General features: G+C 60.6%; 16 protein-coding genes. 10 read left to right on the top strand and 6 right to left on the bottom strand.

The features are described from left to right. Positions 1-45: 45 nt before the first annotated feature. From J2J98_RS10280 to J2J98_RS10270, 3 genes are read left to right on the top strand one after another with little or no spacing between them, the layout of a single operon-like run. Positions 46-1,245, top strand: a complete 1,200-nt coding sequence (locus J2J98_RS10280) for an ROK family transcriptional regulator (protein ID WP_138394181.1) — start codon at positions 46-48, stop codon at positions 1,243-1,245. Between the two features lie 34 nt (positions 1,246-1,279). After that, a complete protein-coding gene (locus tag J2J98_RS10275) occupies positions 1,280-2,380 on the top strand; it encodes a Gfo/Idh/MocA family protein (RefSeq protein WP_207603018.1) in 1,101 nt (366 codons plus the stop codon). Between the two features lie 17 nt (positions 2,381-2,397). Beyond that, positions 2,398-3,039 (top strand): ThuA domain-containing protein, encoded by a 642-nt coding sequence (locus J2J98_RS10270; RefSeq protein WP_138394179.1) that lies wholly within the window; start codon positions 2,398-2,400, stop codon positions 3,037-3,039. A 104-nt stretch (positions 3,040-3,143) separates the two neighbouring features. Here J2J98_RS10270 and J2J98_RS10265 read toward each other — a convergent pair whose 3' ends face one another. Then, a complete protein-coding gene (locus tag J2J98_RS10265; RefSeq protein WP_207603017.1) occupies positions 3,144-3,623 on the bottom strand; it encodes a DUF2938 domain-containing protein in 480 nt (159 codons plus the stop codon). A gap of 539 nt (positions 3,624-4,162) precedes the next feature. Here J2J98_RS10265 and J2J98_RS10260 point away from each other — a divergent pair. The 5 genes from J2J98_RS10260 (at position 4,163) to J2J98_RS10240 (ending at position 7,549) form a co-directional block, all read left to right on the top strand. Next, positions 4,163-5,050 (top strand): helix-turn-helix domain-containing protein, encoded by an 888-nt coding sequence (locus J2J98_RS10260; protein WP_138394177.1) that lies wholly within the window; start codon positions 4,163-4,165, stop codon positions 5,048-5,050. Between the two features lie 172 nt (positions 5,051-5,222). Next, positions 5,223-5,621, top strand: coding sequence for a GlcG/HbpS family heme-binding protein (locus J2J98_RS10255; protein WP_064712817.1), 399 nt, complete (start codon positions 5,223-5,225; stop codon positions 5,619-5,621). 54 nt (positions 5,622-5,675) lie between these two features. After that, positions 5,676-6,479: an SDR family oxidoreductase gene (locus J2J98_RS10250; RefSeq protein ID WP_207603016.1), complete on the top strand. Its 804-nt coding sequence runs from the start codon at positions 5,676-5,678 to the stop codon at positions 6,477-6,479. Positions 6,480-6,559: 80 nt separating this feature from the next. Beyond that, on the top strand, positions 6,560-7,108 hold the full coding sequence (locus J2J98_RS10245) for a nuclear transport factor 2 family protein (RefSeq protein WP_064708991.1): 549 nt from the start codon (positions 6,560-6,562) through the stop codon (positions 7,106-7,108). 69 nt (positions 7,109-7,177) lie between these two features. Then, the gene (locus J2J98_RS10240; RefSeq protein ID WP_207603015.1) at positions 7,178-7,549 is read left to right on the top strand and encodes a hypothetical protein; all 372 of its coding nucleotides are present in this window, start codon (positions 7,178-7,180) and stop codon (positions 7,547-7,549) included. Between the two features lie 154 nt (positions 7,550-7,703). Here the strand turns inward: J2J98_RS10240 and J2J98_RS10235 are convergent, their stop codons facing one another. The 3 genes from J2J98_RS10235 to J2J98_RS10225 all read right to left on the bottom strand — a co-directional run bounded on the left by J2J98_RS10235 (position 7,704) and on the right by J2J98_RS10225 (position 8,479). Next, complete coding sequence (locus tag J2J98_RS10235) at positions 7,704-7,940, bottom strand: hypothetical protein (RefSeq protein WP_064712820.1); 237 nt, start codon at positions 7,938-7,940, stop codon at positions 7,704-7,706. After that, on the bottom strand, positions 7,940-8,110 hold the full coding sequence (locus J2J98_RS10230) for a hypothetical protein (protein ID WP_164517744.1): 171 nt from the start codon (positions 8,108-8,110) through the stop codon (positions 7,940-7,942). Before J2J98_RS10230 ends, J2J98_RS10235 begins: the two co-directional genes overlap by 1 nt. A 111-nt stretch (positions 8,111-8,221) precedes the next feature. Continuing rightward, positions 8,222-8,479 carry a DUF982 domain-containing protein gene (locus J2J98_RS10225; protein ID WP_064708994.1) on the bottom strand — a complete coding sequence of 86 codons (258 nt, stop codon included), beginning with the start codon at positions 8,477-8,479 and terminating at the stop codon, positions 8,222-8,224. A 412-nt stretch (positions 8,480-8,891) separates the two neighbouring features. Here J2J98_RS10225 and J2J98_RS10220 point away from each other — a divergent pair, with 412 nt between their 5' ends. Then, positions 8,892-9,719, top strand: a complete 828-nt coding sequence (locus J2J98_RS10220; protein ID WP_207603014.1) for a nickel-binding protein — start codon at positions 8,892-8,894, stop codon at positions 9,717-9,719. Between the two features lie 192 nt (positions 9,720-9,911). On the opposite strand, the gene J2J98_RS10215 is transcribed toward J2J98_RS10220, so the two are convergent. After that, positions 9,912-10,193 (bottom strand): DUF982 domain-containing protein, encoded by a 282-nt coding sequence (locus tag J2J98_RS10215; protein WP_064708996.1) that lies wholly within the window; start codon positions 10,191-10,193, stop codon positions 9,912-9,914. 1,144 nt (positions 10,194-11,337) lie between these two features. On the opposite strand from J2J98_RS10215, the gene J2J98_RS10210 reads away from it, so the two are divergent. Continuing rightward, positions 11,338-13,128, top strand: coding sequence for an ABC transporter ATP-binding protein (locus tag J2J98_RS10210; RefSeq protein ID WP_207603013.1), 1,791 nt, complete (start codon positions 11,338-11,340; stop codon positions 13,126-13,128). A 186-nt stretch (positions 13,129-13,314) separates the two neighbouring features. On the opposite strand, the gene J2J98_RS10205 is transcribed toward J2J98_RS10210, so the two are convergent. Beyond that, entirely contained in the window at positions 13,315-14,286 is a 972-nt protein-coding gene (locus tag J2J98_RS10205) for a threonine/serine dehydratase family protein (RefSeq protein WP_207603012.1), read from the bottom strand. Positions 14,287-14,330 lie beyond the last annotated feature (44 nt).

Here is a 14,330-nt window from a genome sequence, read left to right as displayed (position 1 = left end):
AAAATACTAGCTTCCGCTCCACGAAACGACCGCCGGCTCATTCTCATGAAGACTGCAGATCCAGAATTGATGCGCGCGATCAATCGCCTGAACGTGCTCGATACCATCAGGCGCCATGGGCCGATTTCGCGCATCGAGATCAGCGAGCGGACCGAACTGTCGACGACAACCGTTTCCGCCATTACCGCCTCCCTGCTCGACGACGGACTGATCCTGCCGCGTCATGAAGGCGATATCCGCAATGAGGCCGTGCGTGGCAGGCCGCGCGTGGCGCTGGAGCTCAATCCTGATGCCGCCCGTGTCGTCGGCGGCAAGATCGCCGCCAACCGCATGGTCTTCGTCGTCACCAATTTCCGCGGCGACGTGCTGTCTAAGCTCGCCTTGCCAATTCGCATCGACCGCCAGCCGATCGGCGTCATCGCTGATCTGGTCGAGGATGGGGTCAGGCGCTGCGTCGTCGATGCCGGGCTGTCGCTCGAAGATGTCGACAGCATCTGCCTCGGCTTTCCCGGCGTCATCGAGCATCGTACCGGCTACATAAGAAGCAGCCCGATCTTTCGCGACATCAATGTCGATTTCGCCGCCGAGATGTCAACGCGGCTCTCAACGCCGACCATTGTTGAAAGCGACGCCCATGCCATCACGCTCGGCCATCATTGGTTCGGAAGAGCGAGGGATCTCGAGGATATGGTGCTGATTTCGCTGGAACAGACGCTGGGGCTCGGCGTGTTGCACGGCAACCGCCTGTTTCGCGGCGCCGGCGGCCTCAGCCACAATCTCGGCGATCTCGTGCTCGGCATGGGGCCGAATGGCGTAGTGCGGCTTTTCAGCCAGGCCGGTGAAAGCGCGATCCTTGGCGAACAGCAGGCCGACGGACGTTTTGCCGAAGCGATCCGCCTCGGGCGCGGCATGACCCATGCCCAGGCGCTGATCAAGGCCGATGACGACCGGCTGATCGCCTCCGCCATCCGCGCCGGCGAAGCGGTGGGATTGACCATCGCCAATATCGTCACGCTGTTTGCGCCGCCGCGCGTCATTCTCGTCGGCTCCAGCCTGGCTCTCGGCGAACCGTTTTTGAACAGCCTGCGCGATGCCTATGCGCTTGCCATCCCACCGTCGCTACGCGGCGTGAGCGAACTCGTCTTCGACGATTCGAGCGACGACTTCTGGGCGCAGGGCGCTGCCGCGGTGGCGCTCTACGAACTCTACGAATCGCCCTGGAGCACTACGGGGCCGGCCCTTTGACGGGCGAGACAAGCAAGATCAAACGGAGGAATTCATGGACAAAGTCGGTATCGGCATCATCGGATGCGGCAATATTTCAGGCGCCTATCTCACGGCGATGGCCTCCTTTCCCATTCTCGATATCCGCGGGGTCGCCGACCTCAACCGGCAGCTCGCAGAAGCCAAGGCTCGCGAGTTCAACGTTCCCGCCAAGACAGTCGAAGAGCTCTTCGCCGACCCCAAGGTCGAAATCATAGTCAATCTGACCATCCCGAAAGCCCATGTCGCCGTCGCGCTCCAGGCGCTCGGGGCCGGCAAGCACACCTATTCGGAAAAGCCGCTCGGGATTAATTTCGCAGAAGGGAAAAAATTGGCGGACGCCGCCAAGGCGAGGAATTTGCGCATCGGCGCGGCGCCCGATACCTTCCTCGGCGGCGGCCACCAGACGGCGCGCGCCCTGATCGACCAGGGCGTCATCGGCCAACCGGTCGGCGGCTCGGCGAGTTTCATGTGCCCGGGCCATGAACGCTGGCATCCGAACCCGGCTTTCTATTACGAAGTCGGGGGTGGGCCGATGCTCGACATGGGCCCTTACTACATTACCGACCTCGTCAATCTTCTCGGACCGGTATCACAGGTCGCCGGCTTTGCAACGACGCCACGCGCCGAACGGCTTGTTACCAGTGAGCCGCGCAATGGCGAGCGTATTCCCGTGCACGTGCCGACCCATGTCGCCGGCATGATGGCTTTTGCCAACGGCGCGGTCGTTCAGATCGCCATGAGCTTCGATGTCGCCGGCCACAAGCATGTGCCGCTCGAAGTCTACGGCACCGAAGGCACGCTTATCGTCCCGGATCCCAACAAGTTCGGCGGTCCGGTGGAATACCTGAAGAAGGGCGGCGCTTTCGAGGACCAGCCGGTCACCGCGCCCTATGCCGAAGGCAACTTCCGTTCGCTCGGCGTTGCCGATATGGCGCATGCGATCCGCTCGAACAGGCCGCACCGAGCCAATGGCGATCTGGCGCTGCACGTGCTCGAAGTCATGGAAGCCTTCCATACAGCGTCCGAGACCGGACGGACGGTGACGATCACCACGGTGGCGGAGCGCCCTGCCCCCTTGTCCGAGTCCATCGTCGACGGACGGCTGGCGAAATAATTTCAGGAGGAATGAGAATGCGTGAAGCACTGATTGTCTGGGGTGGCTGGAGCGGGCACGAGCCGCAGGAATGCGCCGAAATCATCAAGACCATGCTCGAGGAAGACGGCTTCAAGGTCTATCTCGAACATGGGACCGAGGCGCTCGCCGACCCTTCCGTCCATGATCTCAGCCTCGTCGTGCCGATCATGACGATGTCGAAGATCGAGAAGGAGGAGGTCAAGAACCTCGCTGCCGCCATCGAAAGCGGCGTCGGGATTGCCGGCTATCACGGCGGCGCGGGCGATGCCTTCCGCGACTCTGTCGACTATCAGTTCATCATCGGCGGCCAGTGGGTCGCCCATCCCGGCAACATCATCGACTATACCGTCAACATCACCCGCCCCGACGATCCGCTGATGGAGGGAATTGCCGATTTCCCCTATAGGTCGGAGCAATATTACATGCATGTCGACCCCTCGAACGAGGTTCTGGCGACGACCAGGTTTACGGGCGAACACGCCTACTGGATCGACGGCGTCGTCATGCCAGTCGTCTGGAAGCGCAAATACGGCAAGGGCCGCGTCTTCTACTCATCGCTCGGCCACCAAGCCAAGGAATTCGACGTGCCGGAGATGAAGACGATCTTCCGCCGCGGCGCCAATTGGGCGGCGCGGTGAAATAGGATTGTTCGCACGTGCCAATGGGCTGCCCCTCACCCTAACCCTCTCCCCGCTATGACGGGGAGAGGTGCCGGCCGGCGGATGAGGGGCAAGCGTCAAACTCAGCGCAAAATCAACGCCGTGCCGTAAAGCCCCAGCGCAAACACCGTATGCGCAAGGAGGTTGAAACACCGGACCTTGTTCGGCTTCGGATGTCTCGAGGCGGCCCAGCCGAGGCCGAGGCCCGGCTGCAGCAGGAACCACCCTGCCCCGACGGTGATGATGCCGAAAATCCAGGCGGGAAGAAATGTGGGTGCGGCGAGCCATCCCTCTCCCATGATGAGTGCAAAGATAACGCCATAGAGAATGCCGACGGCGTAGTGGCTGAACCAGCCGAGAGCGAGTTCTTGAGCATAGGGCTCGGCATCGGCGATGTTCTCATGAAAGACCTTGCCGCGGCCGAGATGCCAGAACCAGCGGCCGACCGGCGCCCAGTTCGGCGGCGTCTGGCCGAAGACCTTCGTGAGCACGATTGCCCAGAGGTCCATGAGGATGGTTGCGCCGGCGCCGATCGCCAGGCCGCGCCACAGAATATCGAACATCGGGAATCACCGGAAAGCGTTGACGTGAAGAAGCGCCAGAAGATCATTGCAGGCGTTTGAGCGCAATGGAGTTGGTGCAAGCTACCTGTTCTGTTGCAGTCGGCAGGTCAGCGGATTGTCCTTATACCCACCATAGCTCTATCATGAGACGCGAGGTCAATGGCGATGCCATTCTACTGGAACGAGCTGAACAGCGCGGATTTCGCCGGACTTTCGCCCGATGGCCGTCGTCTCCACGCAATGTCCCATCGGCCATCCCAAAGTAGGATCAGCGGCATCCATGGCCGCCGACATGCTTGATGGCGAAGCCGCGAGAAGGATGCGGTAGCGCTTGGCGCCAGGGGACTTGCACTTCCCTAAATTTCGGCCAAAAATACTGATCGTAATACTCGGGCACCTCAGAGCAAATGCGGCGATCCCGGAAGTATTCATACAATAAATCAAAGTTGATTGCAGATTGCCGGCAGCGCGACACGGCAACCTGCCTGCCGAGACTGAACAATTCGAATTGATATCTATCTTCACGGCGTGGATGCGACATGTCTTTGGTAGAATCGCAGGGGGACAGAAAGTATCGGACCAGCGAGCGAGTGGGTGGGCTCGTTGATTGCTCATCGTTGCAGGTCGAACTCAGGCATTTCGATCCGGGCTGGCAGGTCGACCTTACACTCGAGTGTACGGAAATTGCCGTCCTGCTCTCGGGTCAGTCGAAGATCCGGTGGACTGGTGATGGCCACAGGCGAGAGGCAATCGCTCGCCCCGGCGTCGCTTGGGTATGTCCGGCGGGTGTCCATGAGAGCGCGGTGGAAATCATGGGTACCATGCCCGAGTCCCTGCACATCTTCCTACCGCCGTCGCTCGTCGGTGAGAGCGCGCTTTCAAACTTCGACATCGACCCGGCCAAGGTGCAACTCGCCTATGCGGGTGGCGTCCCCGATCCCATGGTGCTGCAGATCGGCCAGCTCTTTCGGGGCTTGTTGAACAGAAGCCTTGAGCCTACTGATCGCCTCTTCCTCGACGGCGTGCAAATGGCGCTGGCGGCGCACCTGCTCAGCACCTATTCGTCTGTTCGCTGGCAACCGGCCGCACGGGCGCCGACTGTCAGCCCAAGAAGGTTGCAACGCGTGTTCGATTTCATCGAAGCCCGCATCGCAGCAGAAATCTCGCTGGATGACCTTGCTGCGGAGGCTTGCCTCAGCCCCTTTCATTTTGCCCGCATGTTCCGCAAGGCTACCGGCCTGACCCCGCATCGCTACGTCACGGAGCGACGGATGGAGGCGGCCAAGGAAAAGCTGCGGCTCGCACGGTCCTCGCTCGTGGAGATCGCGCTCGATACCGGCTTCGGCTCACAGGCAAATTTCACCCGCGTCTTCCGCAAGATGACCGGCTTGACGCCCGGCCAATACCGCGCGCTCTTCACCCGCTAGCGGGTTTCGCCCGCCGGAAATGGGTTCGCCGTTCGTGCATGCCGACACGCCGGACCGCAAGATATGCACATAGCGCAGCAAGAGCTGAAAATACTGCAAAACCGGTTTCGCCTATACACCTGTCTCATCGAGCGGGGAGCGCTCGCCCCTGAACGAAAAAGGGAGACAGGAGATGATTACCATTGACGAAGCTCGCAGGATCATCGCCGCAGGTGAGGCGCGGGCTAATGAGATCGGTGTGCCGGTCAATATCACCGTCCTGGACGCCGGAGCGCATCTCAAAGCGTTCAGCCGAATGGACGGCGCAGTGCTCGGCTCGATCGACCTGGCTATGGGAAAGGCCCGGACGGCCGTATTGTTTCAAACGACAAGTGAGGCCGTCTGGGAGTATTGCAAGCCCGGCGCTCCCGCCCATGCCCTCGAATTGTCCAACGGCGGCCTAACTCCGTTTGCCGGCGGCATCTCGCTCTTTGCCCGCGACGGTACTGTGATAGGCGCCGTTGGCGTTTCCGGCGGAGCGGTTCCACAGGATCTCGAAATTGCACAGGCAGCGGCTGCGGCCGTCACGTGATGCCGTGCCAACACTTGACTTCGACCAACCTGAAACCATCGAAAGGAATGTCTCATGACCAAGACCATTTTGATCACTGGTGCAGGCTCCGGCTTCGGCAAGGGCGCCGCCATCGGCATGGCCAAGAACGGCCACAGCATCATCGCGACCACGCAGGTTTCCTCGCAGGTGACGCCTCTGCGTGAGGAGGTCGCCGCCCTCGGTCTGAAGAACGTCCGTGTCGAGCGTCTCGACCTCACCGACCCCTACGACATCAAACAGGCGCAGGGATGGGATATCGACGTTCTTTGGAACAATGCCGGCATGGGCGAAGCCGGCCCGGTCTGGGAAATCCCAATCGAACTTGTTCGCAAGAACTACGAAGTCAACGTGTTTCTGCCGCTGGTGCTGACTCAGGGCGTCGTCCAGAGATGGGTGCGCGAAGGCAAGAAAGGCAAGGTGGTCTTCACATCCTCGATGGGCGGCCTCTTCACCCCGGCCAACTGGGGCACCTATGTCTCAACCAAGCACGCGTTGGAATCGATCGCCGAAGCGCTGCAGCAGGAACTCGCCCCGCATGGCATCAAGATCCAGACGATCAATCCGGGGGCCTACTACACCGGCTACAACGAGACGATGGCGGACAATCCGTTCCGCTGGCTGGATGACGGCAAGAACTTCACCAAGCGCGCAGATCTGCGAAAGGGTTTCAACGATTTTTTCGCGACGCCCGAAGGTAAGATGGACCCGAAGGAAATGATCGACCGGATGATCGAAGTCGTTCCAGCGGACACCGGCAGGTTCCGTAACGTCGTTCCAAAGGTCATCGAAGATATGCTGAAGGAGCATCAGCTGAGAGCTTGGGAAAACCAGATCTGAGCAGATTTCCGACGGCGAGCCCGCAAGCGGCACCCGGCGAGCGGGTGCGGACCCACCAACTCGACCTTCCGGAGAAAACCATGTCCAACACCGCAACGGCAACCGCCTGCCGGCCGCAATCGCTGACCAGGCGCATCTTCAACGCAGTCCTCGGCATCGCCGCCACCATCCTTGCCCTGGTCGGGCTCGAAGCCCGCGCCGCAGCGCAGTCTCTGACCGAGACCGAACGCCGCAACAAGGCAGCCGTCGAGGCTGGCTTCAGCGCCTGGGCGGCCGGCACAGGCAGCCCTTATGACCTCCTCGCCGACGACGCCCGCTGGACAATCGAGGGCTACTCGTTGGCATCGAAGACCTATCCCAGCCGCGAGGCCTTCTTGCGCGAGGTGATCCGCCCGTTTAATGCCCGAATGAAGGCGCCGCTGAAGCCGACGATCCGCAACGTTTATGCCGACGGCGACACTGTGATCGTCTTTTTCGACGCCCGCGGTATCGCCCGCGACGGAGAGCCATACGCAAACACCTATGCCTGGTTTCTCGACATGCGCGACGGCCGGATCGTCCGAGCCTCGGCTTTCTTTGATTCGGTGGTGTTCAACGCGTTCTGGACCCGCGTGACGCCGGCCGACTAGAGTCTTCCCGGTCAGAACCACACTTGCCGTTCCAGCGGCGCGGCGCGCATCCTGCACCATATCGCCCAGATGCTCGTCGCCTTCTCTGCCCTTCCAGGAGAGCTATACCAGGAACGGCAGCCCGACGGATTAGCCGCCCTCCTGCGGCTCCTCGGCGCCATGACCGATATCGCCACCGATATCACGGCGAATTACGCCATGGCGGTCTACCGGCAGGCGACCGCGCGCCCGATGCGTGGCTCAGGGGCGCGGCCGGCCAGCCGGTGCGTCTGTTCGAACCTCATCAAGGGGCCGTATTGGACACTGGTCGATCATGAGGTGGAGCAAGCCGCCGTGCCGCCGCGCCCGGGCTGCACATCCACAGGATCGGGCCGGCGCAGCGACGTCATTGATGAAGGCGGGTATTTCCGCGGCGCCTATGCGCCAGAGCCTGGCGACTAGGTGCCCATGCGTTCGGACGGCTATGTCGGCGCCATCGTCACCTCCGGTGAGGCCTCAGCGCTAGAGGCCTACCTAGTAACCGTCGGCCTTCGAGTGGCTTTCGAAGAACAACCGTCTTGACGGCCGCGGTCGCGCCGATCGCCGCAGGCACGTTTCAAAGCGCGTCGCGCTCGTATCGCGGCGTCCAGCCGCGCGCCATTCCGCGGCTCATCACACGTTCGGCCAGCGCCAGTTGCCGGCGCAGATGCTGGCAGTCATCCAGCAGCGAGCGGATCGCCGCCTTGGCGTCATCGTCATGCCAGGCGAGCACGGCTTCCACTTCCCAGGCGTCATCGGATCCTAGCTGACCGGCCTTGGGGTGATGGGGTTTCAAACTCTTTGCCGGCAGCATCAGTTCAGCGCCAGCGGCAGTTGGACAGGGCGCGGCAAGGGCGGCAGCGGCCGGCTGAGTTCCACCTTTTTCTGCCAGGCGGCGCGGCGCTGTTGATCCCGCTCGCGAGCCGCGCGGGAGGCTTCGACAAGGGCTAGGGCGTTGGCAATCACCTGTTCCGTATGTGTCATGACCATCTCCAATGTTCATGTTTTGTTCTAATCTAGACCTTTGGCCGGAGAAGTCAAGCGCGGGGACGAGCTTCGTGGAACCATGCGGGATCGGGGGGGCGCGGGCGCTGTTCAGTCGGCGGCTTCTATGACGGCGATGCCCGCCTCCTGCGCAGCCCTGATGAAGGCGGCCCGCACATGGTCGGGCGGCAGGTCACCGATAATCGCATCCAGGCATGCTTTGACGGCTTCCAAATATTCTTCGCCGTCATCGACCGGCCAGTCATGGAGAAGCGTGCGCGCAGCATCCCACACAGAGTTAATAACGGCATAATGCCCGAGCCCCATCGAGGCTAGGCCGACCGGTCGAAAATTTGCCGTCTGTCTCACTTTGCTTCAGCTTTTCCCAATTTCGGCGAGCTAATCGACAATATGCAATTTGCATGCCGTGGCAGCGACCTTCCATCTTGGCCAATCATGGCCGTGACAGACGTGTCTCTCCATGCAGGCTCCGGCGGGGGGCGCTTGAGAACGGGGGACCGTCTGAAGCTGCTTGAGGGGTTCCGGAACCGGTCATCAGTCATTAAGCGACCGATTATGGTAAATATCAGACTTAGCGCAGCAATCCTACTCATTAAACCTGCCATTTCGTTGCATATTCTGTCGAAAGCGCAGCAACGCGTTGCGTTTGCGAAAGCAACACTTTGTAATGATCCGTGATTGTTGTGCCGAAGGTGGACGGGAAGGCATCCAGATCGTACAATGCCATCTCTTGCACGCGACGGACTTGGGAGGACGCGCGATGCCAATCTTCATGGACCGGCATTATCTCAAGGGAACCTCGCCCGCCGAGGTCGCCCAGGCACATCGCATGGATATCGATATTCAGGATCAATACGGCGTCAAATTCCTTACTTATTGGTTCGACGAGCGGCGCGGGACCGCCTTCTGCCTCGTGGATGCGCCCGACCGGGAAACCGTCCAATGCGTGCATCGCGAGGCGCACGGTTTTGTCGCCAATGAGATTGTCGAGGTGGCTCTGTCGGCGGTCGAGGCCTTTCTCGGTCGCATAAATGATCCCGATCCGGCCCCCGGCCAGTCGTCGGCGCAAGTGGATCCCGGCCACCGGGCGATCCTATTCACCGATATCGTCGGCTCGACCGAGATGACGGCACGCCTCGGCGATCGCATGGCGACCGAACTGGTGCGAGCCCACGACGCGATCGTGCGCCGATGCATTGGCAAGAATTCCGGCCGGGAGATCAAACATACAGGCGACGGCATCATGGCCGCCTTCGCGGCAACAACCGCGGCCGTCGCATGCGCCCGGGCGATCCAGCAGGAATTCCAGCATTATAATGGCGGCAATGCCGAGCCCATCCATATCCGCATCGGGCTCGATTGCGGCGAGCCGGTCGAGGACAGCAACGACCTGTTCGGCTCGACCGTGCAACTCGCGGCCCGCCTCTGCGCAGCCGCCGCCAGCGACCAGATCCTCGTGTCGGAGAATATCTTCCGGGAATATGGCGCCAGCGACCTGTTCGCCCATGCGACCCGACGGCGCCTCAAAGGATTTTCGAAGCCCATGCTGGTGTTTCGATGCGACTGGGCCAATGCCGGCCCAGGCTAAAGCCGTCGCGATCGGGCGACACGCAGAGATCCGGTGAAATCCGCCGAGACTGTTGGCGCCTCCCGAGGCTTGCCCTACTCGTTGCGACCACAAACAGGCGATCACCTGCCAGCTGGCAGCCGAGCCCAGGCGCGCCCGCGCGCATGACGTCGCGGCGCCAGGCCCCCAGATCGCACAAACCAGCCTGGTCCTTCAAGCATTGCCGATGTTTTGATCGCCCATCCGCTCGAATTTCGGGCCCCCTCCGAGCATGCCCGACATCTTCAGAAAGCGCCGGAAATTCTCGCGCGCGGCGCTGAGGGGAAAATGCCCCTTCGCCGTATCCCTGCACGCCTTCAGCAGCGTGTCATATGCCAGACCTCGCTTGTCCTGCGGCCACTCATCGAGAAAATCAAAGATTTCGTCGAGACACGTGATCTCGGCGACGAAATGCTGACGATGAAGAAAAACCGGCTCGAACCGAGCTTCCGACATAGTAACCTCCCATTTATATTACTTTTTTATGGGATTATATTACTGAAAATCGCCGTTTTGTTCAAGGCAAAATCGGGAATCACTGACCTACGGACACTGCGGACTTACTTCCATAATCGCAGAATAGTCCCGCCAGGTTATCCTGAATTTCCCGTGCGGCGAAGAACGGTCGCTCAATATCGAAGCCACTTCCAATCGGATGCGCGCTATCGATCCGGCGGCCTCGCATCTGCTTGTGCCGGCGTGATAGATTGCCAAAACCAACCTCAGGAGAAGCTCAGATGGTCCGATTCCTCACATTGATTACGACCGGCGCGATGATCGGCGTGTCCACGGTCACGGCTTCCTGCACCTCGTCCGCAAGGCAGGATCGGGAGGATTATCAATATCAGCTGGATACTTCCAGGAACCCCGCCTGCGCAGGAGGATTCAGACCCGGCAATGCTCGCTCCTGCAGCTATTGAAAAGCCAATTTGCGCAAACGAGAGGCGGCGCACCGGAAGCCGGCATTGCCGGGCGGTCGACCACCTGCATAGCCAGAGAACGAAACACTACGAATTCTACCTTATAGAGATTCCTTGATTTCCACTCTTTGCCGCTGAACACCATCACTGCGATTATCGATAAAGCCGACCAGCTTGCGAAGCATTGGGCTGACCGAACTATGCCGCGATCGCTGCATGGCAAGCGGCTCGGTATCGTCGTCGATGACACGGGATGGCGGTATACCGCTGCCTTCGATGTTGGTGTGAGGGCCATGGGCGGCATGTCCGTGCTACCAATCCTCGGCTGCACGACGAGGTTCCCCACTCCCCCAATTGTGTCGTTTTCGCATCACTTTCCTTGCGGTTGTAAATTCCCTCTTGGCAATGGCGAATTGCTTCGCTACAAAACGCTCACCGCATCAGATCCAACATTAGGGAGGCGTTGAATGACAGCATCAATCATCGAAACCTCCCCATATGGTATGTCCCGACGCTAGGTCATATCTCTTCGCGACCCGCCTTACGAGTGCGCGACATGCGGTTTTCTCTTCCTTCATAGCCCGATTGATCTGACAGCATTACTTCGTCTTCCGCGCGGGCTGTGCCTTTTTAACTCTCGATTTTGAGGACCGGTTTCCGCTAGGGCCGGACTGGCTAAAATGACTCGCAAGAAGCTCGATTTCCGCGCCGATGCCTATCGTCACGTGCTCGGCTTTGTTTTTCATCATTGGAGCCACCGGCCAGCGCTGGTGGGCGTTATCATTGTATTGGTTGCCGCCAGCACTCTGGCCGAGGTCATGGTTCCGGTGTTTTCCGGCCGGATCGTCGATGCCATTGCAGACGGCAATGCCGTCGATGATGCGCTCAGCGCCTTCGTCGTCGTCGTGGTGCTCGGCCTCACCAGCGTCGTGCTGCGCTGGTTCATCTTCAACGCCATCATCCGGCTAACGCTGCGCATCATGGCCGATGTGGTCAATAACGGTTTCCACAAGGTGCAGCGTTTCTCGACCGACTGGCACGCCAACAGCTTTGCCGGTTCGACGGTGCGCAAGATCACTCGCGGCATGTGGGCGCTCGACTTGCTCAACGACGTGCTATTGGTCGCTCTGCTGCCGTCCATCGTCATGCTTCTCGGCGCCAGCATCGTGCTCGGCAGCTACTGGCCGATCATGGGCCTGATCGTCAGTGCTGGGTCGCTGTTTTATATCGGCGTGACTGTAGCACTTTCCATGGGCTTCGTGTCGCCAGCGGCAAGACTTGCCAATGCCTGGGACACCAAGCTCGGCGGTGCGCTGGCGGATGCAATCAGCTGCAATTCGGTGGTCAAGGCCTTCGGCGCGGAAAACCGCGAAGAGGCCCGTTTGGGCCACGTGCTGGCCAAATGGGACAGCCGCACACGCAGAACATGGAAGCGCGGCACGTCGAGCGGCACGATCCAGGGCTTCATGATGGTGTCCATGCAGGCCGGCATTTTGGGAACGGGCCTGATCATGTGGCGTCAGGGGCTGGCGAGCCCCGGCGACATCACCTTCGTGCTGGCGATGTTCTTCGTTCTGCAAGGCTATCTGCGCAATGTCGGCCAGGACATCCGCAACCTGCAGCGGGCCGTCAACGACATGGAGGAACTGGTGCTGCTCGACAAGATGCCGCTCGGCATCGAGGACAAGCCGAACGCCAAGCCGATCGCGATCGGCGCGGGCGAGATCGTCTTCGATGGCGTCACCTTCCAGTATGGCGCCCATCCCAATCCGCTTTATGAGGACTTTTCAGTCACCATCATGCCGGGCGAGCGCGTCGGCCTTGTGGGTCATTCGGGCTCGGGCAAGACCACTTTCGTCAAGCTCATCCAGCGGCTCTATGACGTGAACTCGGGGTCGATCCGTATCGACGGGGAGGACATCGCCGAGATCAGGCAATCAAGCCTGCGCGGCCAGATCGCCATCGTGCAGCAGGAGCCGATCCTGTTCCACCGGACGCTGGCGGAAAACATCGCCTATGGCAGACCGAACGCCTCACGGCGCGAGATCGAGCAGGCGGCAAAACAGGCCAATGCGCACGACTTCATCATGAACCTGCCGAAGGGCTACGAGACGATGGTCGGTGAACGCGGCGTCAAGCTGTCGGGCGGCGAGCGCCAGCGTGTCGCCATCGCCCGCGCCTTCCTCGCTGATGCACCCATCCTGATCCTGGACGAGGCGACGTCGAGCCTCGACAGCGAGAGCGAAGTGCAGATCCAGCAGGCGATGGAACGCCTGATGGACGGCCGCACCACGCTGGTGATTGCCCATCGGCTGTCCACGGTGCGGGCGCTGGATCGGCTGCTGGTCTTCGACAAGGGCAAGATCGTCGAAGAGGGCGACCACCAGGCGCTAATCCGGCTCAACAACGGCATCTATCGCCGGCTGTTCGAACGGCAGGCACTGGAACTGACCAAGGGCCTGGTGGCCTAAACCGCAATGCCGGGGCCGACGCCCCGGCATTCAGACGGCTGACAAGGTTCACCCTCTCTTTGCGTCAGGCTCGGGCTTGTCCCCGGATGACGGCAATGGCGCTGCTGTCGAGCTTTTCCGGGCTGAGGCCGCCGGTGAGGCGTCGACGGCGCGATCCTGTCCTCCTACGGCAACCTTGGCGCCCTACTACTCGGCAGTCCGGTATATCTCGGCCAGGTCGAACAAGTCCCAGTTCCCGCCAGTCAAAACAGCACAGACATTTTCATCCGGCCTGACTTCTATCGAGCCGGCGAGTAAGGCTCCGATACCGATCGATGCGGCCGGTTCAGCGATGAGCTTCGCATCCTTAGCCAGGCTGCGCATGCCTGCGATGATATGGTCGTCATCAACAAGCACGATCTCGTCCACGTATTTTTCGATAATCGGATAGGGGTTCTGACCTGGTACACTTATTCGCAAGCCGTCGGCGATGGTATTTCGCAATGGGAACGATGTGCGTTCCTTATTGATCCGGCTGTGAAAATACTTCGGCGTCAGGGCCGGCTCGGCGCCGACGATGCGCACCGAAGGTTTCGTTTCCTTTATAGCGGTGGCGATCCCCGAGATAAGCCCCCCGCCACCGATGGGCACGATGACCGTATCCACATTGTCCAGATCCTCCAGTATCTCACATCCGATCGTGCCTTGCCCGGCCATGACAACGGGATCCTCAAACCCGTGAATGGTCGCGTAGTTGTTTTCCTCGGCGATTTCGTAGACCTTTTTCCATCTGGCGGCGGTATCACCGTCAAATAGAATGACTTCCGCGCCGAGCGCCCGCGTGTTGGCGATCTTGATTTTCGGCGTGGTGACCGGGAGCACCAGGATCACTTTCACGCCGAGCATCCTCGCAGCGTAGGAAAGCCCTTGGGCGTGGTTGCCGGACGAACTGGCGATGACGCCGTTTGCAATCTCTTCTCGCGGAAGCGAAAGCGCCTTGTTGAGAGCGCCGCGGATTTTGAACGCGCCAGTGATCTGCAGCGTCTCAGGCTTGAGATAGAGCTGGCAGCCAACAGCTTTCTCTATTTTCTCCGCACGCAGCAGCGGCGTGTGCCTGATGTGGGGCTTCAGCCTTTCCCGGGCTTCGCCAATGTCCTGAATGGTTGGGTAGTTGCGCATGATGCTCCTCGCCTCTCCGCGGTCAGGCCGACATTCTTCCGAAC

It is taken from the genome of Rhizobium bangladeshense (assembly GCF_017357245.1).
Taxonomy (GTDB): domain Bacteria; phylum Pseudomonadota; class Alphaproteobacteria; order Rhizobiales; family Rhizobiaceae; genus Rhizobium; species Rhizobium bangladeshense.
Note: the sequence above shows the minus strand (reverse complement) of the source record. Positions and strands in the feature narration are given on the sequence as shown.